The organism is Pseudemcibacter sp. (genome assembly GCF_965661635.1).
GTDB lineage: Bacteria > Pseudomonadota > Alphaproteobacteria > Sphingomonadales > Emcibacteraceae > Pseudemcibacter.
The window spans coordinates 1-23,655 of sequence record NZ_CBFIEP010000071.1 but is presented as its reverse complement, the minus strand read 5'-3'; the positions used below and the strand labels follow the sequence as shown (position 1 = coordinate 23,655).

Here is a 23,655-nt window from a genome sequence, read left to right as displayed (position 1 = left end):
AAAAAACTATTCCAAAAGTAATTAAAAACTTCACTATTCTTTCAAATCTAATTTTCATGGTTCCACTCGATTTTTATTAGATTATTACACATTCAGACTTAGGAGTCAGGTGAATTTTCTTCCTTTATTTATAATATCATTACCAAATTTTTCACGAATTTTATCAATTGCTTTTTCTGTTTTAACCTTTGTCTCTTTTGTAGGGTCTAACATGTCAGGTATATCAGAGAATTTTTCATCAAAGAAATTTGATGTGCTTATTCCGATTAACCTATACTCAAGCCCGTTACATTCCTTTTTTAAAAGCCTTCTACCATGCTGATAAAGAATTTCAGCCATTTGAGTTGGGGAATCTATGGAAACGGATCTGGTTACTGTTCGAAAATTTGATGTTTTTAATTTAAGTCCTATGGTTTTGGCGCTTAAATGTTGGTCTTTAAGTCTTCGGGATACTTTTTCACATAATGACCATAGTAATTTTTTTAAATATTCATAATTACCATCATCTTTTTCTAACGTCGTTTCGTTAGAAATACTTTTAACTTTATGTTCTCGTTTAATCGTCCTACTATCATCACCCCTAGAGAAAAAATATAGTCTTTCGCCCATGGACCCGTAGTCTTTAATTAATTTTTTTAATTCCATTTTCTGGAGCTGGCTGATTTGGGTGATGCCAGCCCTTTTCATTTTCGTATTGAGTACTTTGCCTACGCCCCAAATCTTGCTGATGGGTTGTTTTGATAAGAATGTCTTTGCTTCTTGTTGCCCAATAATAGAAAAGCCATTCGGCTTATTTAAATCGGATGCTAATTTTGCAAGAAATTTATTATAGCTAAGACCAATTGAAACAGTGATCCCTATTTCATTTTCAATTTTTTGCGCGACTTTATTAAGTGTAAGTGCTGGGTACATTCCATGCAATTTTTGGGTGCCACTTAAATCGATGAAAGCTTCATCAATAGAAATAGGTTCGACGGAAGGCGTTAACTCATCAAATATCAGGCGTATTTCTTTACTAACGGCCGAATATTTCTTCATGTTGGGCGGCAAAACAATAGCATGTGGGCAAAGCTTGTTTGCTTTAAACATTGGCATCGCGGACCGAACGCCGAATGTTCTTGCTATATAGCAACACGTTGAAACAACACCTCTTTTTCCGCCACCTATAATTAACGGCTTAGAATTTAATTCAGGGTTGTCGCGTTTTTCGATGCTGGCATAAAAAGCATCGCAATCAATGTGGGCGATGTTCAAAACATTTATTTCTAGGTGAGATACTATTCTGGGGCTACCACAATTCTGGCATTTCTCAATGTTTCCATTGCCCAGAAAGTCTAGCGAACAATCTCTACAAAATGAAGGAATTTCAAAACCATCTGAATTCATGATAGAAAGGGCATAGCATTTGGAAAGCAATTCCTTGCTTTTACAACGTCTTCTGGCTTTATTTCATATGCATCAGCACATTCGATGAGACATTTTTCATTTTGCAGCATGTAGTCAAGAATGCTGCCAAGAATAGTGCCGATTTTGTTTTTATTTTCCAAGTCTGACTTAACAGATTCTAGACCCATACCCGTCAATTTTAAGTAGCCCGATAAATGTTTCTCATCTGATGCTATAAATGAAAGTGCGTTTATGGCAATTATTTCTGCTCTGTCATAATCCATTGATGTTTCTTCTTTATTATATGAGACGCTCGCTATAATATAACTCAAATATATAATATAAAGTCTATTCAAATTGAAAAATTAACTGCTTCTTCATAAACTGCGGGTATTATTATGACTAAGTGTATTGAAATTGAATAAAAAATTCAAAAAATAAAGTAATACAGAGACCATAAATGCCGAAAAAAAATATTAGTTGTCGAAGATAATGACTTAAATATGAAGCTCTTTTGTGATTTGCTGGATGCTCACGGATATGAGACTGTTCAAACGCAGGAAGGTATGAAAGCCTTGGAACTTGCAAGAAATGAGAAGCCAGATTTAATTCTTATGGATATTCAGCTGCCTGAAGTATCTGGTCTTGAAGTAACAAAATGGATTAAAGAAGATGATGAACTTAAATCCATTCCAGTAATTGCCGTGACGGCTTTTGCGATGAAAGGTGACGAAGAAAAAATTCGTGAAGGAGGCTGTGAAGCTTATATAGCTAAGCCGATATCTGTTAGTCACTTTATAGAAACTATCAGAAAATTCGTAGGATAACCCCTTAGAATGACAGCCAGAGTCTTAGTGGTCGATGATGTACTTCACAACGTGAAGTTGCTCGAGGCGAAACTTCGTAGCGAGTACTTTGATGTACTAACGGCTATGAATGGTTTCGAAGCTCTGGAGATTATTGAAAAAGAACTTCCAGATATAATTCTATTAGATGTAATGATGCCAGGAATGGATGGATTTGAGGTTTGCCGTAAAGTAAAAGCAAATCCTAATGTCGCCCATATTCCTATTATTATGGTAACAGCTTTAGATCAGCCTAAAGACCGAGTGATGGGTCTTGAGGCTGGCGCTGATGATTTTCTCACGAAGCCGATTCAAGACATGCCTCTTTTTGCGCGAGTTAAGTCTCTCGTTCGGTTAAAAGTTTTGATGGATGAATTGAGAATTCGTACGTCCACTGGTCAGGCTTTTAATCCAGAAAATGATCTTGGTGTAAGTACCAATTTGAAACTTGAGAATGTAAAAACTCTTTTGATTGAAGATTATGAAAGGGTAGCAAAAAGAATTACGGGGTACCTTGAGGATACGGTTGACCAAATTGATTTGGATAATGTTGAAAATGGTCAATTGAATACTGAAAATTTAGCACAATATGACTTATTTATAATTAGTTTAAGCCTAAGAGACGTAGATGGGTTAAGGATTTGTTCATCCATAAGGTTTTCTGAAAATACGCGCCATTCTCCCATACTTGTTTTAATCGATGAAGGCGATCATGAAAGGTTAATTCAGGCTATGGAAATTGGTGTAACAGATTATGTCACACGCCCAATTGACGGAAATGAATTGGTTGCCCGCGTTAAATCACAGGTGCGTCATAAAAGATTTGCCGATCATTTACGCGGCAAAATGCAAAAGAATATGGAACTTGCCGTTACCGATTCTGTTACAAACCTTTATAATCGACATTTTTTAGATACGCATCTTGATAATATTTTTACAAAAGAAGCAGAGAAGCGTCCAAAAACATCACTGTTGATGCTTGATATTGATAACTTTAAAATCGTAAATGACACTTATGGCCATGCATCTGGTGATGAAGTACTAGAAGAGTTTGCAAAAAGAATTTCTGATAATATGCGCAGTATTGATTTGGTCGCGAGATACGGAGGCGAGGAATTTGTTGTTGTTATGCCAGAAACAGATTCTGAATTTGCTATGTTTATTGCAGAACGCGTAAGAAAACAAATTTCCGATAAACCTTTTGAAATATCTGGATCACCCACGCCAATTAATATAACGGTTAGCATCGGTGTTTCAATTATTAGTGATGAATGTAATTCAAAAGAAAAACTTCTTAAAGATGCTGATGAAGGGCTTTATAGAGCCAAAGATACAGGCAAAAACCGAGTTTGCGCATCAGTGAACATTAGTCCTTAGCGGACATAAAAAAGGCCGCTTAAATAAGCGACCATTCTTAAATTCAATGTTATAGGTATAAACTATTTGATTTTAGTTTCTTTAAAATCAACATGCTTACGGACAACTGGATCATATTTACGCATTACCATTTTTTCAGTAATGTTGCGCGGGTTTTTCTTAGTTACATAATAAAACCCTGTATCAGCTGTACTTACTAGCTTAATTTTTACACTTGATGGTTTGGCCATTGCTAGCCTCCCTTTCTTAAAAAATTCATAAATTGTTTGAGCGGAAAATACAGAGATTATGGGTGAAGTCAAGTAAAAGTCAGTGTTTTTTATAGATTTTAATTTCTTTTGTACTTTCTTGGGCGTCGCCCCTTTTTTCCTGCCGCTTTACGTGGTTTTTGGTTACTTAATTTATCATGGAGTAACTCAAATATTAGTCCGCCTGAAACCGGATTCGCTTCTCGTAGACGCACGGATACCGAATCTCCTAATTGTAATATAATGCGGCTATGTTCACCTTCTAATAAATGGTGTTCTTTATCATAATGAAAATAGTCTCCGTATAACGATGATATCGGGATAAATCCTTCGCCACCAGTTTCATTTAATGTAATGAATAGGCCTGCTTTATGAACGCCATTGATTTTACCTTCGAATTCTTCATCAATTTTGTTGCTCATATAATTTGCAATATATCGCTCAGTTGACTGTCGTTCTGCGATCATGGAATTACGTTCCATATTACTGATATGCTCCGCCGTTTCCGCCATATTTCCTATATCGTAATTACTGATACCGTCTTTGCCTAATTTTAAAGCTTTGATTAAGGCACGGTGTACTAAAATATCGGCATAGCGCCGAATAGGGGACGTGAAATGTGCATAACGAGTCAAGGAAAGTCCAAAATGACCCTGGTTCTCTGGGCTATATTGTGCTTGCATTTGAGTTCTTAAGATTATGGTGCTTATGACATTTTCATGAGCCGTATTTTTAACTTGTTTCAAAATATTATTAAAAGTATTTGGTTTTACGACTTGCCCTTTAGAAAGTGGATAATCAAAACTCTCTAAAAATGTTCTTAAGTTTTCAATTTTTTCCAAGCTAGGCTGTTCGTGTATGCGGTACATACACGCAGCTTGCTTGCTTTCCAATTGCTCGGCGGCGGCCACATTTGCCTGTATCATAAATTCTTCAACAAGCCGGTGTGCTTCTAAACTAACGCGCTCTTTTATCTCGGATATATGCCCATCATCATTCAGAATAATTTTCTTTTCAGGTACGTTTAATTCAAGTGGTTCTCGAAAATTACGTCCCTTACTTAAAATATCATATGCTTGATAAAGGGGATTAATAACAGTATCTAAGAGTGGAGCAGCACGCTCTGAAACTATACCTTCGTATGCATTTTGAAACTCTTCATATGAAAGACTTGCATGGCTTCGCATGAAACCTCTAACAAATTTATGGCGTCGTTTTTTACCACGATTATCAAACCATATATGAACGGCCACTGTATAACGATCTTCGTTTTCATGAAGCGAACATAACCCGTTTGAGAGGCTCTCCGGTAGCATGGGAACTACCCTATCTGGGAAATAGGTGGAATTTCCTCTTTTTACGGCTTCGCGGTCTAACGCTGTGCCAGATTGTACATAATGCGCAACATCAGCGATCGCAATGATGATATGGCATCCTCCTGGGTTTTCAGGATCACTGTCCATTTCTGCCCAAATTGCATCATCATGATCACGGGCATCCGATGGATCAACGGTAATAAGCGGTATTTCGCGAAGATCTGTTCTGTTGCCTAAAATTGCAGCTTCTGAATTATTAGCCTCTTTAATGACATCTTCAGAAAACTCGGTTGCAATCCCTTGCGATATAATCGCAATAAGGCTTATGGATCTCGCATCATCAATTGAACCAAATGATTTAATAACTTTTGCAGGCTTTGCTTTCATATGTCTGGAACGTTGACGTCCAGGTTTTAATTGAATGAGTACAAGCTCACCATCTTTTGCATCATTCCAATCATTTTTGGGGATTAAATATTGATTTCGATCTTTTTTATCGGTTGGATTTACGAACGCGATATTTTCATCGTCTGATCTGAAAATACCCATAATTTGTGTTGATTGGCGTTTTTCAAGTTTTCTAATAACTTTCGCGACATAACCAGTTTCCCCGCGGTCTTTATTTGGCGTTAAGCGCACCAGAGCATGATCGCCTAATCCTAATTTATTACGCTTATCGTGGGCGTATATTAATATCTTTGGTGGCTCATCATCATTATCCCAGTTTTGTGGGCGTGCCGTTAAATCACCGTGGGGGTCTATACTAAAAATTTCCACTACTAAAACAGGCGGTAATTCGCCTGCAACTTGTAATCGGGATTTATGAGGTTTTTCAAGTTTGCCGTCCAAAGTCATTTTTCTAAGTAACTTTTTGAGCTTTATCTTTTCTTCGCCTTTAATTTGAAAAGCTCGCGTGATTTCACGTTTTGAGGCACGACCCGGGTTTTCCCGGATGAACTCCAAAATTTGTGCTTCATCAGGAAAGGGAGCTTTTTTTTGTGCCATTATTTTCCTTATTTAGCCTTTTTTTTAGCGGACGCTTTTTTCTTAGCTGGTTTCTTTTTCCCCTTGGACGCACGCGCCTTTATCAATTCAACCGCCTCTTCCATTGTGACGTCCATTGGATCCTTGTCTTTAGGAATTGTTGCATTGATACGCTTATATTTCACATAAGGGCCATAACGGCCATTCATAACAAGTATGTTGCCGTCTCCGTCAGGGTGCTCACCTAAATCTTTAAGCGGTTCTGCGGCTTTTCCTTTTTTAGCTGCAGCTTCTGCGAGCAGGGTTACGGCATGATTGATGCCAATATTAAATACATCTTCTGGATCTTTTAAACTCGCAAAAGCACCACTATGAGAAACATATGGACCATAACGCCCAATAGCTGCTTTAATAACTTTCCCATCTTCTGGATGCATACCCACATCACGTGGCAGAGCAAGCAACTTAAGCGCCCGATCAAAATCTACGCTATCTGGTGACATCCCTTTTGGAATTGAGGCGCGTTTTGGTTTTTCTTTTTCGACAGGCTCGCCCAGTTGAATATATGGACCAAATCGACCAGAACGAAGTGTAACTTCCATGCCTGATTTTAGATCAATACCCAATGTTTTAGGGCCTTCATCAGCTGCTTCGCCATTTTCACCATCACTATTTTGAATTTGACGTGTGTAATTACAGGTCGGATAATTTTCACAACCAATGAAAGCACCAAATTTACCAGTTTTAACACTTAGTCCGCCTTCATTACATTTCGGACATTTGCGGGGATCAGAACCATCATCGCGTTCAGGAAAAATAAATGGTGCTAGTGCATCCGTTATGACATCGAGTACTTCAGAAACGCGAAGGTCTTTTGTACCTTCAATGGATTTACTAAAGTCTAGCCAGAAATTGGCAAGCACTTCTTTCCAAGGAATGTCACCATCAGAAACTTTATCGAGTTCTTGTTCAAGACCTGCTGTAAAATCATATTGAACATATTTATTGAAATAATTCTCTAGGAACGAAGTAACAACGCGACCTTTACCTTCAGGGATAAAACGGTTTTTATCCATAATGACATAATTACGGTCCCTAAGAACGGTAAGAATAGAAGCGTATGTCGATGGACGACCAATACCAAGCTCTTCCATCCGTTTTACGAGACTCGCTTCAGTGAAACGAGGCGGAGGTGACGTAAAATGCTGGTTGGCATCGATTTTATCTTTATCTATGTTTTCGTCTTTTGATAATTTTGGAAGTCGTTTTTCGTCTTCATCGTCCGTGTCATCTTGACCTTCTTGATAAAGAGTTAGAAACCCGTCAAAAATTTGCACTGTACCTGTGGCACGTAATGTGTGTTTTCCGTCTGTTGAAACGATATCAGCAGTGGTTTGTTCCATTTGAGCTTCTGCCATCTGACTGGCAATGGTTCGCTTCCAAATCAGTTCATAAAGACGGCGTTGATCATCATCTAGCCTATTAGCAACATCCGCTGGTAGACGGGACAGGCTTGTTGGGCGAACCGCTTCATGAGCTTCTTGTGCATTCTTAGATTTGTTTTTGTAAAAGTTTGGTTTCGCAGGAACATAATTGCTACCATATTTACTGCCTATCACATCGCGGGCATTGTTAATGGCTTCATTGGCAATATTAACACCGTCGGTACGCATATATGTAATAAGACCTGTTGTCTCACCTTTAATATCGATACCTTCATATAATTTTTGCGCCGTGCGCATAGTGCGCTGTGCATTAAATCCAAGTTTTCTTGAAGCTTCCTGCTGCAAAGTTGACGTTGTAAAAGGTGCGGCTGGTCTGCGACGTGTCGGCTTACTGACGACACTCTTTATGCTGAAACTGGCGGCTTCTACGGCTTCTTTTGCAGCTAAAGCAGCTGTTTCATTATTTAACGTAAATTTTTCTAACTTCTCACCATTTAAAGTAGTCAGTTTCGCCATAAACGTTTTTGAAGTTGAATTTTTAAGTTTGGCTTCAATTGACCAATATTCTTCTGAATTAAACTTTTCTATTTCAAGTTCACGTTCGCAAATAAGACGAAGTGCAACGGATTGAACACGTCCCGCGGATTTTGACCCGGGAAGCTTGCGCCATAGAACAGGCGAAAGATTAAAACCCACTAAATAATCAAGAGCACGCCGTGTAAGATAGGCCTCAACCATTTCTTGATCAACGTCACGTGGCTCTTCCATCGCTTTTAAAATAGCGGTTTTGGTAATTTCATTAAAGACAACACGTTTAACGGTAACATCTTTCATGACGCCTCGCTTCGCGTTTAAAACCTCAAGCACATGCCATGAAATAGCTTCTCCTTCGCGGTCAGGGTCTGTCGCGAGGATTAATTCGTCGGAGACTTTGGTGCTATCGGCGATGTCTTTGATACGTTTTTTGGAATCGCTATCTACCGCCCAAGTCATAGCAAAGTCATTTTCGGGATCAACCGAACCATCCTTTGAAGGAAGATCACGAATATGCCCAAAGCTTGCAAGAACTTTATAATCCTTGCCGAGGTATTTATTAATTGTTTTGGCTTTCGCCGGAGATTCAACAATTACTGTTTTCATTGCTACATTTCACCAATAGAATCGATTTATCAATTTTTATATCAAAGGGCTTTTACAGAATGTTTTAACAAAAAGATACCCTGTTTCCTACATAACGCGTAATTTCTTCCGCGAGTTCGAGATCAAGAAGCACCGTTTGTACCGCCATTGGCGATAATTCAGTGAGCCTTATAATTTCATCAATTGATACTGCGGTATGACTTAATTTTTCTTTAATCTTTATGGTCGCTTTTTCGATATCGCTATTTTTTTCTTCTAGATAGGGCCCAGATGTAAATAAATCGGCTTGTGGTTCTGAAATACTCCGACCACTCATTAATGAAAAGACATCAAGAATATCTTGTGCCGATACTGTAAGTTGAGCACCTTGTTTAATTAGAGTATTAGGCCCTTTTGATCTTGGGTCTAATGGGGAGCACGGAATGGCAAAAACTTCGCGACCCTGTTCTGAGGCGAGACGTGCCGTTATTAAGGTTCCTGATTTATGGGTTGCTTCAACGACCAAGACGCCAAGCGCAAGTCCTGAAATTATTCTGTTTCTTCTTGGAAAATGTCGTGCCTGCGGCTGAGTACCAAACGGCATTTCAGATAATATTAGGCCTGTTTCTTTTATTTTATGATAAATTTCTGTGTTTTCTCGTGGATAAATAACATCTGCACCTCCAGCAAGAACGGCGATCGTGCCTGAATTAATTGAACCTTGATGTGCCGCTGCATCAATGCCGCGTGCTAACCCTGATGCAATGATATATAGGGCCTCTCCAAGCTTGGTCGCAAAATTATTTGCCACCTTTAATCCAACTGCGGACGCATTTCGCGCGCCAACTATGGCAAATGTATTTTGATTTAATAAATGAGTGTGACCAAGGCCCATCATGATAGGAGGCGCATCTTCTGTGGCAGCTAAGGGGGTGGGATAATATGTGTCACCTAAAACGATTAATTCTCCACCGATTTTTTCAAGCTCTTCTAATTCTTTATTTATTTTGGAAATAGAACAAGCCACTAATGGCTTTTTTCGCCCGCCTCTTTTAGCGAGTTCAGGTAATACTTCAATCACTTTTTCAGCGCTTTCATAACGATTGATTAATTGCCGAAAGGTAACGGGCCCAACATTCTCGGTTCTTATTAATCGAAGACGTGCTTTTTTTCTGCATTTGATAGTGGAGCTGGATTTAGGCTCATTTTATGTCCCCCAAATTAATTGATCATTTCTTTCCAATTTTTGGCTCATCGCCATTGATTATTCGTTTGATGTTATCCTTATGTTTGATGAATATTAAAATACATAACAGTATGGCAACGATTGCAAGCTTATATTGTTGTAAGTAAAGGCTGGCGATCGGACTTGCGATAGCAGCAACGAGGGCGGAAAGTGATGAAATTCTAAATATTGCTGCGGTGATTAACCAAGAAAGAATTGATGTTAAGCCAACCATCGGATTTAAAGCGAGCATTAGCCCAAGAAAGGTGGCCACACCCTTACCACCGGTAAATTTCAGAAAAATAGAATATAAGTGCCCTAGAAATGCGCCGCTCCCGGCATAAATACCCAAACCAGGGTATAAAAATTCCGCGATTAAAACGGCTATCGCCCCTTTGCCGATATCAAGAAGAAGCGTCAGAAGAGCCAGAAATTTATTACCTGTTCTTAGAACATTTGTTGCGCCGATATTGCCAGATCCAATTTTGCGTATATCGCCTAAGCCCGCCATTCTGGTTAAAACGAGTCCAAAAGGAATGGATCCGAGCAGGTATCCGACAAATGCAGCTACAAATATATAATAAAGGGCATATTCAGGCATTATATTCATATACACATTTTCCTGCGACCACAGTTTTTAAAACACGGCCTTGCACAGGCTTACCGTCAAAACAAGTGTTCTTGGTAATACTGACCATTTTTTCTGCGTCCACAAAATAAGGAACATTTAAATCGAAAATACAAAGATCCGCTGGTGCCCCTTCTTTAAGTACTCCACTTTCAAGCCCCATGATCTTAGCAGGGTTAGACGTCAGCTTTGAAAGAATAGTTAGAAGATCAAGGCTGCCATTATGATGCATTTCAAGAGATACACTTAGTAATGTTTCAAGCCCCACAACACCAGGTTCAGCCTGTTCAAATGGAACACGTTTGCTTTCTGGGTCTTCCGGGTCATGACCACTGACGATTACATCAATAGTGCCGTCTTTTAAAGCTTCAACAACCGCAACTCGGTCATCTTCATCACGTAATGGCGGTGATAATTTCATAAAGGTACGGTAATCTTCGATGGCATATTCATTTAATGATAAATGAGGTACGGCGACCCCTGCGGTAACATTTAAATCATCTGACTTCGCTTTTTTAAGAACTTCAATACTGTCTGCACACGTAACTTGCGATGCGTGATATCGCCCTTTTGTACCTTTAAGCAGTCTGACATCGCGCTCCAAAACAAGCGTTTCAGCTGCCGTTGGGATACCTGGCAATCCTAACCGTGTGGCAAGATCGCCCGCATTCATGCAACCATTTTTTGAAAGGTTCGACTCTGAAAGATGTTGTACGATCAATGCATCATAAGCAGATGCATATTTGAATATACGGCTCATAATGGCTGCATTTTCAATGGTCGTGCTGCAATCACCAAAAATCTTATGACCCGCTGCGGCCATCAGACCAATTTCAGACATTTGCTTGCCTTCCATTTGTTTTGTGGCAGCGGGCATTGGTACAAAATTAACAAGTGCGTTTTTCGCGCGTATGGCCAGATATTCGATATGGGGTATACTATCAATAATGGGGTCCGTATTGGGTTGGACGCAAACGGTTGTTACGCCGCCTGCTGCTGCCGCTTCACCTGTATTAAGAATTGTATCTTTATAATCAGCACCAGGAATGCCGACAAAAACACGCATATCAATCAAACCAGGACAAAGACATTTTCCCTTAAGGTCTATAATTTCTGCATCCTCGGGCGCATCAACTTTTTCACCAAGGGAAACAATTTTCTTTTTATGAGTGAGAAGTTCACCTTTGATATCTAGCCCGCTTGCTGGATCAAGGAGGCGTGCGTTTTTATAAAGCGTATGAGTGCTCATGATGCTTCTCCTTCTCTTTTACCACGGGTAAGCAGGTCAAGACATGCCATGCGAACAGCAACACCCATTTCAACCTGTTTTTGAATGGCACTGCGGGTTAAATCATCGGCAACGGCCGCATCAATCTCAACCCCGCGGTTCATAGGACCCGGATGCATAATCATGGCATCTTCTTTGGCATTTTCAAGTTTTTCGTAGTCAAGCCCGTAAAGGGAGAAATATTCACTAACGCTTGGGAAATAACCACCATGCATCCGTTCCGTTTGCAGGCGCAACATCATAACAATATCGCATCCCTTTAATCCTTCTTCCATATTATAGAAAACTTCTGCCCCTAAGCGTTCTGCACCAGCTGGGATCAGGGTAGGTGGGCCAATAAGACGCACGCGCGCCCCCATGATATTAAGTAGATGAATATTGGACCGGGCCACTCGGCTATGAAGGACATCGCCACATATGGCGACGGTTAATCGAGCGAGACGGCCCTTGCGGCGGCGAATTGTTAGTGCATCGAGAAGGGCTTGTGTCGGGTGTTCATGTTTACCGTCCCCTGCATTAAGGACGGCGCAGTCGACTTTTCGCGAAAGTAATTTTACGGCACCAGATGATCCGTGCCTCACAACCAATAAATCGGGACGCATTGCGTTTAATGTTGATGCCGTATCGATTAATGTTTCCCCTTTTTTAATCGATGAAGTCGATGTCGACATATTAATCACATCCGCACCAAGACGTTTTCCGGCGAGCTCAAACGACATACGAGTTCTTGTGGAATTTTCGAAGAAAAGATTAATCTGTGTTAAGCCACTTAGCAGATCTTTTTTCTTATTGGTGCGGCGGTTCTGCTCAACATATTCATCGGCAAGATCAAGAATTTGCGTTATTTCGGCTTCTTTAAGCCCTTCGATAGCAAGCAAATGGGGATGGGGGAATAGTGACATAATCAGTCCTTAAATCCTAAAAATGAGTAAGGTTCTGAAAATCAATTATATAGAGATAATCTCTTGATATGGCAAGTGTTTTATAGAAGGGCTAATCTTTAGAAAGATTGTCGAGAACCCCTTGTAAAATATAGGACGCCGCTAACTTATCGACAAGCTCACCTTGGCGCTTGCGACTTGCGTCCGCCTCAATAAGGGTACGGGTTACGGCAATTGTAGATAAACGCTCATCCCAAAAACTGATAGGAATATCAGTTTTCTCTGCCATATTTTTTGCGAATTGCCTAGTTGATTGACATCTTGGTCCCTCTGATCCATCCATGTTTTTCGGAAGCCCAAGGACGAGTCCCCCGACATTTTGTTCTTTAATGATGGTAAGAAGTCGTTCTGCATCCTGTGTGAACTTCTTCCGTTTAATGGTTTCCATCGGACTGGCAATGGTCAATCTTATATCACTTAAGGCAAGTCCAATCGTCTTGGATCCAAGGTCAAGTCCTAATAAACGTTCACCTTTTTTGAGGTGGGATTTTATTTCATTAATTTCAATTTCCATAGTGCCGCTTATACAGTCATCACTTTGATTTTAGCAATATATATTTCTCTTGCGTTTCGCACCGTTATGTATAATCATGAATGCATTCCTAGGGGAGTCCGAAGGACTGAGACTCTGTAAGTAAATTCAGTAACCCTTAGAACCTGATCCGGGTTATTCCGGCGGAGGGAAGGAATTTAAAAATTCTAAAACCGTTACCGCTACCTATCCCGGGTCTCCTTATATAAAATTATTGGAGATCCAAGCTATGAACGTTGAAACAAAATTTGAAGAAAATGCCCAAGAAATTAAGGTCACAACTGGACCTTTGCCCGCATCCACGAAAATTTATGTTGAGGGCACTGACCCAACCATTCAAGTACCAATGCGCGAAATTGCGCTTGAGCCATCCGCGGATGAACCTGATTTAAAAGTCTATGACACATCTGGGCCTTATACGGATGAAAATGTTAAAATTGATATTTTTAAAGGCTTAAATCGTGACCGCCAAATATGGGTTACGAAACGCGGTGACGTGGAAGAATATGAAGGGCGCGAAATAAAACCAGAAGATAACGGCGGCGCCACAGGTAAATTCCTTGCACGAGAATTTCCGGTCAAAAATAATCCTCTTCGTGCGAAACCCGGCAAAATTGTTACCCAATATCAATACGCAAAAGCGGGTATTATTACCAAAGAAATGGAATATATCGCTATTCGTGAAAATATGTCCCGCGCTGAAATGGGCGCAAGCTATCAAAAAGACGAATATGCAGAAAGCTTTGGGGCTAATATCCCGGATCAAATCACACCAGAATTTGTAAGATCAGAAATCGCCGCAGGTCGCGCTATTATCCCGCGCAACATCAATCACCCAGAAGCGGAGCCAATGATTATTGGTCGTAATTTTCTTGTTAAAATTAACGCAAATATCGGTAACAGCGCGGTAACATCATCTGTCGCCGAAGAAGTGGATAAAATGGTTTGGGCAACCCGTTGGGGTGCGGATAACGTGATGGACTTATCGACGGGCCGTAATATCCATAATACCCGCGAATGGATCATCCGTAATTCACCAGTTCCAATTGGAACCGTTCCTATTTACCAAGCCCTTGAAAAAGTAAACGGCGTTGCCGAGGACTTAACATGGGAAGTGTACCGCGATACTTTAATCGAGCAAGCCGAGCAGGGCGTTGATTATTTCACCATTCATGCGGGCGTGCTTTTACGTTATGTGCCAATGACCGCAAAACGGGTTACGGGCATTGTCTCTCGCGGTGGATCGATCATGGCGAAATGGTGCCTGGCGCATCACAAGGAAAGCTTCCTTTATGAACATTTCGAGGAAATCTGTGACATTATGGCCGCTTATGATGTTTCATTCTCACTGGGTGATGGCCTGCGTCCAGGCAGTATTGCGGATGCCAATGACGAAGCACAATTTGCGGAACTTGAAACGCTTGGTGAACTGACCAAAATTGCATGGGCAAAAGGTTGTCAGGTCATGATTGAAGGACCGGGCCATGTGCCGATGAACAAAATTAAAATCAATATGGATAAGCAATTAAAAGAATGCCATGAAGCCCCCTTTTATACATTGGGCCCACTGACAACCGATATTGCGCCGGGATATGACCATATTACATCCGGTATCGGCGCCGCCATGATCGGTTGGTTTGGTTGCGCGATGCTTTGTTATGTGACACCGAAGGAACATTTAGGTCTTCCAAACAGGGATGATGTAAAAACCGGCGTGATTACTTATAAAATTGCGGCACATGCCGCCGACCTTGCCAAAGGGCACCCGGGCGCACAGCTCAGGGATGATGCCATGAGCCGCGCACGCTTTGAATTTCGCTGGATCGACCAATTTAATATCGGCCTCGACCCGGAAAAGGCACGCGAATACCACGATCAAACCCTCCCGAAAGAAGCCCATAAAGTGGCGCATTTCTGTTCCATGTGTGGTCCAAAATTCTGCTCCATGAAAATCAGCCAAGAAGTCCGCGATTTCGCCGAAAGCGGTATGAGTGAAATGAGCGAGAAATTCAAAAACGAAGGGTCAGAAATATACCAAACCGTCGACGCCAATAAAAATGCGAACGAGAGCCTTTAGGGGCTCACGCTATTTACGGGAAAATTTTCATAACATTATTTAAATTCTCTTTCTTGATCTCTAAAGGGAAAAGGATTAAAAGCGGGAGAAATTTTTCTATGATTTTAAAGAGACTTAGTTATGTCAAATTTTCTTGTTGCGGCGCTTTATAAATTTGTAACCTTGCCTGATTTTGAGGCATTACAGGAACCCATTCAAAAAGCCTGTGATGATAATGGGGTTAAGGGCACTCTTTTGCTTGCTAGCGAAGGGATCAATGGCACGGTCGCGGGCACCGAGGAGGGTATTCGTGCGCTTTTAAGTTTCTTGCATAACATGCCAGAATTTCGTGATTTAAATCATAAAGAAAGCTGGGCGGAAGAAATGCCCTTCTTGCGGATGAAGGTGCGATTAAAGAAAGAAATCGTTACCATGGGCGTGCCCGGCACGGATCCGCAAAAAATTGTGGGCACATACGTAAAGCCGGATGAATGGAATGACTTGATCAGTGATCCTGATGTGGTGCTTGTTGATACGCGCAATGATTATGAAGTTGAAATTGGTACCTTTAAAGGGGCGATTGATCCAAAAACCACAAATTTCCGTGATTTTCCCGATTGGGTTCAGCGCAATCATAATGTGCTGAGTAAACCCAAAGTTGCCATGTTTTGCACGGGCGGTATTCGCTGCGAAAAATCAACGGCCTATATAAAAGAACAGGGATATGAAGATGTTTATCACCTTGAGGGTGGTATTTTGAAATATCTTGAAGAAGTACCAAAAGAAGAAAGCCTGTGGGAAGGGGAATGCTTTGTTTTTGATAATCGCGTTTCCGTTAAACATGGCCTTGAAGAAGGATCATATGATCAATGTTATGGCTGTCGCTGGCCTATAACAGACGATGATAAGAAATCTGAACATTATATTAAGGGCGTCTGTTGCCCCCGCTGTTATAAAGACACACCAGAAGAGAAAAAACAGCGTTCAGCAGAACGACAAAAACAAATTGATCTTGCGAGAGAACGCGGCGAGCAGCATATTGCCATCAATATGAAAGAAGTTAGAACGCTTGCTCAAGAAAAAAAGATCCAAGAGAAAAAAGATCAAGCGATCATTGATCAAAATAAAGCGACCAAATAATTTTTTTCTTCACGCTATTGTGAATTGACCTCTTTAGAAAAACGTCCAGAATGACTTTTTTAAATTCATTGTGGATATTCTAAATGACGAACATCTTTAAAACTATTTTAATAACCATCACAATAGGGGTGATCGGTTTTTCAATAGTGAATGCGCAAGAAAATCCTTTCGGCACAGAGGGTATTAATCATACCGGACTTGCGGTCAGCAGGCTTGATGAAAGTGTGAGCTTTTTGTGGAAGGGCTTGGCTGGAAAAAAGTGGGTGGTGATCCTGATTACCCCTCCGTCTTTGTTAGTAATGGCAAAACCTTGATCACTCTTTGGCAAGTGGAGGATCCGATGACTGCGATACCATTTCATCGCTGTAAAAATATTGGATTACATCACCTCGCGATTACCGTGGAAAGTTTGGAAAAACTACACGCACTTCATGACCGAATAAAAGAAATTGAAGGCGTTAATATTGAATTTGCGCCGGAGTATTTAGGAAACGGTCCTACAACTCATATGATGATTAATGAACCAAGTGGTATTCGCCTTGAATTCATTGTTCCGGGTGATAGGATTAAACAATGATGAAAAGGTATTTTTCAAATTTATTCATTTTAGGTTTTCTCTTTATCAATTCTGCGGCAATAGCACAGGATATTGAGGAAATGGAGGCCGAAGTCGCGAAAATTGAAAATGCATTTGCCAAGACAATGACGGATCGGGATTTTGACGCATTTCAATCGTTTCTTGATCCTGATACTGTTTTTTGGAGTGACGGAGAACCGCTTCGTGGCGCAAAAGCTGTAGCGGCTGGGTGGAAGCCTCTATATGAAAGTACGGAAGTGCCATTTTCTTGGAAATCTGAAACAGTACTCGTTAATCCGGATGGACGGATTGTCTTTAGCACTGGCCCCGTAATGAATGCCAATGGGGAAATTTATGCATAATTTAATTCAGTCTGGCGAAAGAATGATGCGGGGGAATGGAAAATTATTTTTGATAAAGGAACGAACCTTAACCAATAAAATTTTATTAGGTGAACGTTTAAATTGATAATTTCTTCTTTATTTGATTTCCGACCAAATTGCCTGCGAAAGCGGATACAAACCAAACCCAACCACTTAAACTGGCACTACTGATGCCACTAAAAAAGGCACCAATGTTGCATCCATATGCAATACGTGAACCATATCCGAGCATTAATCCGCCAATAATAGATATTAGGACCATTTTAAGGCTGATATTCCATTGAGGTTTAAACCTTCCCATTGTTAATGCAGCGACTAGTGATCCTAATAAAATACCAATATTCATTACCGATGTGACATCGAAAAAGACGGACCGTTCAAGTGGAGCTGAATTTTGCCAGTAATTCCACGTTGTAAGGTCCGCACCAGCCGCCGTCATTGTTTTTGAACCCCATAGCACGAACGCGCTCGTGACACCCCATGGCCTTCCGGCGAGGGCCAGTGTTAAGAAGTTAGCAAACACCAAAAGAACCACGACACTGAGAATAGGCCAATTTCCAATTATAATGCGTTTGAGGCCAAGTTTTTCATTATCTTCATTTAGCGGAAGAACTTTACCGTGTTTGCGTTTTTCGAAGACAATTGTAAAAAGTGCCACGGCCGCGCATATTAAAAGGGTTACACCAAGCCCACCGAAAAGACCAAATTCATTGGTTAAATCAACGCGTATTCCGGGTAAGGAACGCCAGTATTCAATATCATAAGCACCCCATACTCCCCCAATGATAAATCCGACCAGGGTAATCGACACGCGGACACTTCCGGCCCCCGCCCAAGAAAGGGCACCAGACGCACAACATCCGCCAAACTGCATTCCTATTCCAAAAATAAAGCTGCCGAATATCGTTGCGATACCAAAGGGCACAACAAAACCCCTGACGTCGGAACCAAATAAAGTGCCGCTATCAAGAATAGGATAAAATATTGCTGATGCGAGCGCGAGAATAAGCATTTGTGCTCTTAATCCGCGGCCATCGCGTCGATTAATCCAAGCAACCCATCCCCCGGTAAAACCGAAATTACCAAACACGAGCGTCAAACCGATTAAGATACCGACCATAGCGAGTAAAGCGTTATTTATTCCCGCAGTATTATAGACGCTGAATAATACGAGAGCGGTCAGAACAATTGATAAAAGTCGCCACGTATAATTTTTAACAGGAGGAGAAGTATAAGATGATGTGGCGTCTGACATTAATTTTGCTCTAGATTGATTATGATTTTGTATCATCTGTATTAACGCACAGCATAATGATAAAGGCTAGTTATTTTATATTTTCAAAATAAAATTCTGTTTTTTATTAAATAAATGAATAATATTTTGATGATTATGTATTTTTATGCATATTTTATGTAAAAAAGCCTATTACTAGGCTTGCTAATGAATAAGATTTCCCTATACTGCGCCGCAAACATAAGAATCGTAATTCTATAAGGAAAAATAGATGTCTATTAATAAAGTTGTGCTTGCTTATTCTGGCGGTCTGGATACATCGATCATTCTGAAATGGCTGCAAGATGAATATCAATGCGAAGTGGTTACTTTTACAGCGGACCTTGGTCAAGGTGAAGAGCTCGAACCGGCCCGTAAAAAGGCGGAAATGTTTGGCGTAAAAGATATTTACATTGACGATCTACGTGAAGAATTTGTCCGTGATTTTGTTTTTCCGATGTTTCGTGGCAATGCGCTTTACGAAGGAACCTACCTTCTTGGGACATCAATCGCGCGACCATTAATCGCAAAGCGTCAAATCGAAATTGCCGCAGAAGTTGGTGCCGAAGCCGTTTGCCATGGTGCGACAGGTAAAGGAAACGATCAAATAAGATTTGAACTTGGTTATTATGCACTTAATCCTGAAATCAAAGTCATCGCCCCTTGGCGCGAATGGGATTTGAACAGCCGTGAAAAGCTTATTGATTATGCCGAAAAGCATCAAATTCCGATCGCGAAAGATAAAAGAGGGGAAGCACCATTTTCCGTAGATGCCAACCTTCTTCATACTTCAAGTGAAGGTAAGCTTCTGGAAGATCCGTGGGAAGAAGCACCGGAATATGTCTATGGCCGCATTAATTCACCGGAAAGTGCACCTGACGAACCTACATATATTGATATTGAATTTGAAAAGGGTGACGCCGTAGCCATTAATGGTGAAAAAATGAGCCCGGCTACGATCCTTACTAAATTAAACGATCTTGGTCGAATTAACGGTATCGGTCGTCTTGATTTACTTGAAAATAGATACATCGGAATGAAGTCCCGCGGTATCTACGAAACGCCTGGTGGCACAATTTTGTTAACCGCACATCGTGGTATGGAAAGCATCACTATTGATCGTGGTGCCATGCATTTAAAAGACGAAATTATGCCGAAATATGCTGAAGCCATTTATAATGGTTTCTGGTATTCACCAGAGCGTGAAATGATGCAGGCCTTAATCGACAAATCACAAGAAGATGTTTATGGCACAGTACGCCTTAAACTTTATAAAGGATCGGCGATGCTTGTTGGCCGTAAATCACCACGTTCATTATATTCGATGGAACATGTCACCTTCGAAGAAGATGAAGTGTATGATCAACGCGATGCGGAAGGCTTCATTAAACTTAATGCTCTTCGTCTGCGTTTACGTAATATGCGTGGTTAAAAACGAATATCTAAAATCCGAATTGGCGGTCTTACTCTTTATGGGGTAAGGCCGTTTTCTGGTTCAGGCTCGTAATCACCCCACATCATATCCCATGTAACGTCAAGCGCTCTGCCACTTGGACCTCTAAAGCTACCATATTGAACATGTTGTTCCGGGTTGTTGCGGTCAACGATAATTCCCCAAATGGGTTGAATTTTATGGGGTTCCGCACTATAGCGCGCATCACCAAGACCACCTTGATATTCAAAAAGAAATCCTTCAGCAAAATAATCAAAGCGGCGAATATCATTGCGAGCAACACTATCTGAACCAATCTCAGGGTAGATTTTTTCCGGATCAATGGCAGCAACGGAAGAACCTTCTATGATTGAAGGTTTTTTAAATGGTGGTGCTACAACCGCATTTACATAATAATTATTGTCATATTCATAGACGGTCCGCCAGACGATTAAATTCCCAATGGAAGGATTAAGTTTAATTCGCTCGACTTGATGTCCACGACTTTCTGCGAGTTGTTCAATTGTATTTGTAACGCGGGCATTTTGCAAAAACCCAAGTGACATATAGAATAAAAATACACCCATGCCAATTCGCGCGACCTTAGCGGACTTGCCCTTGGCGCTATAAATGACGAACACAATGAGCGGAATTGTTACCAAAGGATCAATAATGGATATTGAATCCCAAGTGACACGGGCATTGGATAGGGGCCAAAAAAGTCGTGTGCCGTAACTAGTACATGCATCAAGGGTGGCATGTGTGGCGTACCCCAATGTTGCGAATTTAAAAATGGTTATAAAATCCCAACTTTTCCTTTTGAGTATTTTATTGAATAAGAGCCAAATGGCCGTGGCAACAAGGGCGCCACCAAAGGGAATAAACCAGATTGAATGAGTAAAATGGCGATGGTATTCAATGCTAAGTAATGGATCAGTCGATGATTTGATTACAATATCAAGATCAGGGGCCAATCCACCACAAATTCCAGCAAAACACGCAATAGCCATTGTTTTTTTATTTGAGAAACTTTGTGAAAATGCACCGCCAAGTGCGCCCTGAGTAAATGGATCCATTTTTATGCCTTTTTATTATTGCGTTAATATAGGTAGTGGAAACGCTAAGTGCAATAATTTGTTATATTGTTGCGTTTTTTTAAGTGATTTTTGAGGATGGATTTGCTACTGTCCGCGCCATGAGCACAGATTGGCGACATATATGGCAAACCATTCGCGATTGGGATGGTGAAGGCCGTCAAATGGCATTGGCAACCGTTGTAAAAACATGGGGGTCATCGCCGAGACCTGTGGGCAGCCACCTTGTTATTGATGCAGAAGGGCATATGGAAGGGTCCGTATCTGGTGGGTGTGTCGACGGTGTTGTGGTCACGACCGCATTTGAAGTTATAAAAAGCGGTAAAGGAGAACTTCTTAAATTTGAAGTTGCTACAGATCAGGCATGGGAAGTGGGCCTTAGTTGCGGCGGTGAAGTTCATATAATTGTCGAACCACTATTAGATATTCAGAAAACGTGCGTTTACTTACTTGATGGTGATCCACATGAAGTCAGAACGATCGAGGCCACAATAAAAACGGCAGACGATGAAATATTCATTCATGAATATAAACCTTTACTGAAGTTAATTGTCGTCGGTGCCGTTCACATTTCACAAGGGCTTGTGAAAATGGCGGAAGCACTTGATATCGATGTCACATTGATTGATCCCCGAACGGCATATGCCAGTGAAGAAAGATTTCCAGGTACACGATTTATTACCGATTGGCCTGATGAAGCTTTGGAAGAAATAGGCATTAATTCTAGTACGGCTATTGTGACGCTCAGTCACGATCCAAAACTTGATGACCCCGCCCTTGAAGTTGCGATGAAATCAGATGCTTTTTATATCGCCGCACTAGGCAGTCGCAAAACCCAGCAAGAGCGCAGCGCACGTCTAAAAGAAAAAGGTTTTTCAGAAAAGGAAATTGCAAGAATTCATGGACCTGCGGGACTTGATATTGGTAGTCTTGAGCCAGCGGAGATTGCGCTTTCTATCCTGGCGGAGCTCGTTTCCATTCGACGTTCTGAAAATATAAAGGGTATCGCGTGACAAGCCGCATCGCCGCGATAGTATTGGCCGCGGGTCAGTCTACCCGCATGGGCGAAGAAAATAAGTTACTTTTAACCTTTAATGATAAAACCATGGTGAATTATGTGGTTGAACAACTTGTTACGAGTAAAATATCAAGCATTTATGTGGTAACTGGTAACGACGCAAATGCGGTTAAAAAAAGCATTCAAGCAAAAGTGAATTTTGTCAATAATCCTGAATTTTTTAAAGGGCTTAGCACATCAGTTAAGGCAGGCATAGAGGCATTACCCGATGACGTTGATGGTGTCATGATCTGTCTTGGAGATATGCCCTATATTACATCAAAAAATTATAATGATTTAATCACTGCCTTTGTCGATAAAATGATCATTGCGCCAACAACAAATGGAAAAATTGGTAATCCGCTTATATTCGCACGCGAATATTTTGATGACTTTTATGCTCTTGATGGAGACAAAGGCGCCAGAAAACTTTTAAAAAAACATCCCGATAATATCATAGAAGTAGATCTTAATACCGAAGCCATCTTCCAAGATATTGATACCCCAGAAGAATATGAAGAAATATAGAGCAGCTTGTATTTGATTTAATTCCCGATATATTATGTGTTAAGGGAGGAAGAATATGACTGAGAAAAATAAAACATTGGTCGTCGATCCGCTTGATCAAGCGGCAGGCAATGGCCTTATGAGCAGACGGCTTTTCTTAAATTCAGCAATTGCCGGCGGTGCGACACTCGCAACCGCAGGAAACGCTTTTGCACAGGAAGCTGTTGTTGGTGAAGGTCAAGAAGAATGGACGTTAATGCCGGGGGATGATTTGCCCGAATATGGTGATGTTAGTCGTTACGAAAAGGGACGCGTAAAACGATTTGTAGCACCGCCACCGGGTCTTGCAACGGCATCACTTTCCGGGCGTACGCCCCTTCATCTTCTTCATGGTACTATTACCCCCAGTGGGCTTCATTTTGAAGTAACCCACCACGGCATTCCTGATATTGATCCGGACAGGCACGAAATGGTAATCCATGGAATGGTCAAGAAACCATTTAAATGGAATGTGGAACAACTTGAAAATTATCCGACGGTTTCAAGGCAATATTTCCTCGAATGTTCTGGAAATACCCGCGTCAATTGGGCCGACCCGAAACCAGATCAGAATTTTATGTATATGACACATGGTCTTGTCTCAGGCAGCGAATGGACAGGTGTACCACTATCAACCTTGTTAGATGAATGTGGTGTTTCACCAGATGCAAAATGGATTATCGCCGAAGGGGCGGATAGTGGGTCTCTAGCGCGGTCTATTCCTATTGATAAAGCACTTGATGATACGATGGTTGCCATTTAT

At 41.0% G+C, this 23,655-nt stretch carries 23 protein-coding genes and 1 riboswitch; of the genes, 11 read left to right on the top strand and 12 right to left on the bottom strand.

Going from position 1 to position 23,655, the window contains the following annotated elements; all coding sequences use genetic code 11:
* Nucleotides 1–105 precede the first annotated feature (105 nt).
* The gene (locus ACTF6W_RS05265) at nt 106–1,386 is read right to left on the bottom strand and encodes a DNA polymerase IV (protein WP_438993497.1); all 1,281 of its coding nucleotides are present in this window, start codon (nt 1,384–1,386) and stop codon (nt 106–108) included.
* Nucleotides 1,383–1,670 (bottom strand): DUF3572 family protein, encoded by a 288-nt coding sequence (locus ACTF6W_RS05260; protein WP_438993496.1) that lies wholly within the window; start codon nt 1,668–1,670, stop codon nt 1,383–1,385. Before ACTF6W_RS05260 ends, ACTF6W_RS05265 begins: the two co-directional genes overlap by 4 nt.
* Nucleotides 1,671–1,859: 189 nt before the next feature.
* On the opposite strand from ACTF6W_RS05260, the gene ACTF6W_RS05255 reads away from it, so the two are divergent.
* Together ACTF6W_RS05255 and ACTF6W_RS05250 are read left to right on the top strand one after the other, a co-directional pair.
* Complete coding sequence (locus tag ACTF6W_RS05255) at nt 1,860–2,213, top strand: response regulator (RefSeq protein ID WP_438993507.1); 354 nt, start codon at nt 1,860–1,862, stop codon at nt 2,211–2,213.
* A gap of 9 nt (nt 2,214–2,222) precedes the next feature.
* Nucleotides 2,223–3,608 (top strand): PleD family two-component system response regulator, encoded by a 1,386-nt coding sequence (locus tag ACTF6W_RS05250; RefSeq protein WP_438993495.1) that lies wholly within the window; start codon nt 2,223–2,225, stop codon nt 3,606–3,608.
* Between the two features lie 62 nt (nt 3,609–3,670).
* On the opposite strand, the gene rpmG is transcribed toward ACTF6W_RS05250, so the two are convergent.
* The 8 genes from rpmG to ruvX all read right to left on the bottom strand — a co-directional run bounded on the left by rpmG (nt 3,671) and on the right by ruvX (nt 13,316).
* The gene (gene rpmG, locus ACTF6W_RS05245; RefSeq protein WP_438993494.1) at nt 3,671–3,838 is read right to left on the bottom strand and encodes a 50S ribosomal protein L33; all 168 of its coding nucleotides are present in this window, start codon (nt 3,836–3,838) and stop codon (nt 3,671–3,673) included.
* Between the two features lie 98 nt (nt 3,839–3,936).
* A complete protein-coding gene (gene rnr / locus ACTF6W_RS05240) occupies nt 3,937–6,177 on the bottom strand; it encodes a ribonuclease R (protein WP_438993493.1) in 2,241 nt (746 codons plus the stop codon).
* An 8-nt stretch (nt 6,178–6,185) separates the two neighbouring features.
* Nucleotides 6,186–8,741 (bottom strand): type I DNA topoisomerase, encoded by a 2,556-nt coding sequence (gene topA, locus ACTF6W_RS05235; RefSeq protein ID WP_438993492.1) that lies wholly within the window; start codon nt 8,739–8,741, stop codon nt 6,186–6,188.
* Between the two features lie 64 nt (nt 8,742–8,805).
* Nucleotides 8,806–9,903: a DNA-processing protein DprA gene (gene dprA / locus ACTF6W_RS05230; protein WP_438993506.1), complete on the bottom strand. Its 1,098-nt coding sequence runs from the start codon at nt 9,901–9,903 to the stop codon at nt 8,806–8,808.
* 46 nt (nt 9,904–9,949) lie between these two features.
* Nucleotides 9,950–10,555, bottom strand: a complete 606-nt coding sequence (gene plsY, locus ACTF6W_RS05225; RefSeq protein ID WP_438993491.1) for a glycerol-3-phosphate 1-O-acyltransferase PlsY — start codon at nt 10,553–10,555, stop codon at nt 9,950–9,952.
* The gene (gene pyrC / locus ACTF6W_RS05220; protein WP_438993490.1) at nt 10,539–11,822 is read right to left on the bottom strand and encodes a dihydroorotase; all 1,284 of its coding nucleotides are present in this window, start codon (nt 11,820–11,822) and stop codon (nt 10,539–10,541) included. Before pyrC ends, plsY begins: the two co-directional genes overlap by 17 nt.
* Entirely contained in the window at nt 11,819–12,763 is a 945-nt protein-coding gene (locus ACTF6W_RS05215; protein ID WP_438993489.1) for an aspartate carbamoyltransferase catalytic subunit, read from the bottom strand. Before ACTF6W_RS05215 ends, pyrC begins: the two co-directional genes overlap by 4 nt.
* Nucleotides 12,764–12,854: 91 nt before the next feature.
* Nucleotides 12,855–13,316 (bottom strand): Holliday junction resolvase RuvX, encoded by a 462-nt coding sequence (gene ruvX / locus ACTF6W_RS05210; protein WP_438993488.1) that lies wholly within the window; start codon nt 13,314–13,316, stop codon nt 12,855–12,857.
* 80 nt (nt 13,317–13,396) lie between these two features.
* Nucleotides 13,397–13,503, top strand: a riboswitch (TPP riboswitch).
* Nucleotides 13,504–13,563: 60 nt separating this feature from the next.
* Here ruvX and thiC point away from each other — a divergent pair.
* From thiC to ACTF6W_RS05185, 5 genes are all read left to right on the top strand, one after another.
* Nucleotides 13,564–15,411: a phosphomethylpyrimidine synthase ThiC gene (gene thiC / locus ACTF6W_RS05205; RefSeq protein ID WP_438993487.1), complete on the top strand. Its 1,848-nt coding sequence runs from the start codon at nt 13,564–13,566 to the stop codon at nt 15,409–15,411.
* A 120-nt stretch (nt 15,412–15,531) separates the two neighbouring features.
* Nucleotides 15,532–16,530, top strand: coding sequence for an oxygen-dependent tRNA uridine(34) hydroxylase TrhO (gene trhO / locus ACTF6W_RS05200; protein ID WP_438993486.1), 999 nt, complete (start codon nt 15,532–15,534; stop codon nt 16,528–16,530).
* Between the two features lie 83 nt (nt 16,531–16,613).
* A complete protein-coding gene (locus tag ACTF6W_RS05195; protein WP_438993509.1) occupies nt 16,614–16,844 on the top strand; it encodes a hypothetical protein in 231 nt (76 codons plus the stop codon).
* Nucleotides 16,766–17,107, top strand: coding sequence for a VOC family protein (locus tag ACTF6W_RS05190; protein ID WP_438993485.1), 342 nt, complete (start codon nt 16,766–16,768; stop codon nt 17,105–17,107). Before ACTF6W_RS05195 ends, ACTF6W_RS05190 begins: the two co-directional genes overlap by 79 nt.
* Entirely contained in the window at nt 17,104–17,469 is a 366-nt protein-coding gene (locus tag ACTF6W_RS05185; protein ID WP_438993484.1) for a YybH family protein, read from the top strand. Before ACTF6W_RS05190 ends, ACTF6W_RS05185 begins: the two co-directional genes overlap by 4 nt.
* A gap of 97 nt (nt 17,470–17,566) precedes the next feature.
* Here ACTF6W_RS05185 and ACTF6W_RS05180 read toward each other — a convergent pair whose 3' ends face one another.
* Nucleotides 17,567–18,745: a YeeE/YedE family protein gene (locus ACTF6W_RS05180; RefSeq protein ID WP_438993483.1), complete on the bottom strand. Its 1,179-nt coding sequence runs from the start codon at nt 18,743–18,745 to the stop codon at nt 17,567–17,569.
* A 250-nt stretch (nt 18,746–18,995) separates the two neighbouring features.
* On the opposite strand from ACTF6W_RS05180, the gene ACTF6W_RS05175 reads away from it, so the two are divergent.
* Nucleotides 18,996–20,195 carry an argininosuccinate synthase gene (locus ACTF6W_RS05175; protein ID WP_438993482.1) on the top strand — a complete coding sequence of 400 codons (1,200 nt, stop codon included), beginning with the start codon at nt 18,996–18,998 and terminating at the stop codon, nt 20,193–20,195.
* Nucleotides 20,196–20,233: 38 nt separating this feature from the next.
* Here ACTF6W_RS05175 and ACTF6W_RS05170 read toward each other — a convergent pair whose 3' ends face one another.
* Nucleotides 20,234–21,271, bottom strand: coding sequence for a metal-dependent hydrolase (locus tag ACTF6W_RS05170; protein WP_438993481.1), 1,038 nt, complete (start codon nt 21,269–21,271; stop codon nt 20,234–20,236).
* 83 nt (nt 21,272–21,354) lie between these two features.
* On the opposite strand from ACTF6W_RS05170, the gene ACTF6W_RS05165 reads away from it, so the two are divergent.
* From ACTF6W_RS05165 to ACTF6W_RS05155, 3 genes are all read left to right on the top strand, one after another.
* Nucleotides 21,355–22,302, top strand: a complete 948-nt coding sequence (locus ACTF6W_RS05165; protein ID WP_438993480.1) for an XdhC family protein — start codon at nt 21,355–21,357, stop codon at nt 22,300–22,302.
* Nucleotides 22,299–22,874: a nucleotidyltransferase family protein gene (locus ACTF6W_RS05160; RefSeq protein WP_438993479.1), complete on the top strand. Its 576-nt coding sequence runs from the start codon at nt 22,299–22,301 to the stop codon at nt 22,872–22,874. The genes ACTF6W_RS05165 and ACTF6W_RS05160 overlap by 4 nt, the downstream gene beginning before the upstream one ends.
* 55 nt (nt 22,875–22,929) lie before the next feature.
* A partial coding sequence (locus tag ACTF6W_RS05155; protein ID WP_438993478.1) for a molybdopterin-dependent oxidoreductase occupies nt 22,930–23,655 on the top strand: 726 nt, incomplete at its 3' end.

Coding starts and splice junctions, on each gene's coding strand:
- ACTF6W_RS05185 (WP_438993484.1), top strand. CDS start 17,104: ATGATGAAAAGGTATTTTTCAAATTTATTCATTTTAGGTTTTCTCTTT.
- ACTF6W_RS05195 (WP_438993509.1), top strand. CDS start 16,614: ATGACGAACATCTTTAAAACTATTTTAATAACCATCACAATAGGGGTG.
- rnr (WP_438993493.1), bottom strand. CDS start 6,177: ATGGCACAAAAAAAAGCTCCCTTTCCTGATGAAGCACAAATTTTGGAG.
- thiC (WP_438993487.1), top strand. CDS start 13,564: ATGAACGTTGAAACAAAATTTGAAGAAAATGCCCAAGAAATTAAGGTC.
- rpmG (WP_438993494.1), bottom strand. CDS start 3,838: ATGGCCAAACCATCAAGTGTAAAAATTAAGCTAGTAAGTACAGCTGAT.
- ACTF6W_RS05265 (WP_438993497.1), bottom strand. CDS start 1,386: ATGAATTCAGATGGTTTTGAAATTCCTTCATTTTGTAGAGATTGTTCG.
- trhO (WP_438993486.1), top strand. CDS start 15,532: ATGTCAAATTTTCTTGTTGCGGCGCTTTATAAATTTGTAACCTTGCCT.
- ACTF6W_RS05170 (WP_438993481.1), bottom strand. CDS start 21,271: ATGGATCCATTTACTCAGGGCGCACTTGGCGGTGCATTTTCACAAAGT.
- plsY (WP_438993491.1), bottom strand. CDS start 10,555: ATGAATATAATGCCTGAATATGCCCTTTATTATATATTTGTAGCTGCA.
- ACTF6W_RS05175 (WP_438993482.1), top strand. CDS start 18,996: ATGTCTATTAATAAAGTTGTGCTTGCTTATTCTGGCGGTCTGGATACA.
- topA (WP_438993492.1), bottom strand. CDS start 8,741: ATGAAAACAGTAATTGTTGAATCTCCGGCGAAAGCCAAAACAATTAAT.
- ACTF6W_RS05250 (WP_438993495.1), top strand. CDS start 2,223: ATGACAGCCAGAGTCTTAGTGGTCGATGATGTACTTCACAACGTGAAG.
- ACTF6W_RS05215 (WP_438993489.1), bottom strand. CDS start 12,763: ATGTCACTATTCCCCCATCCCCATTTGCTTGCTATCGAAGGGCTTAAA.
- ruvX (WP_438993488.1), bottom strand. CDS start 13,316: ATGGAAATTGAAATTAATGAAATAAAATCCCACCTCAAAAAAGGTGAA.
- ACTF6W_RS05260 (WP_438993496.1), bottom strand. CDS start 1,670: ATGGATTATGACAGAGCAGAAATAATTGCCATAAACGCACTTTCATTT.
- pyrC (WP_438993490.1), bottom strand. CDS start 11,822: ATGAGCACTCATACGCTTTATAAAAACGCACGCCTCCTTGATCCAGCA.
- ACTF6W_RS05180 (WP_438993483.1), bottom strand. CDS start 18,745: ATGTCAGACGCCACATCATCTTATACTTCTCCTCCTGTTAAAAATTAT.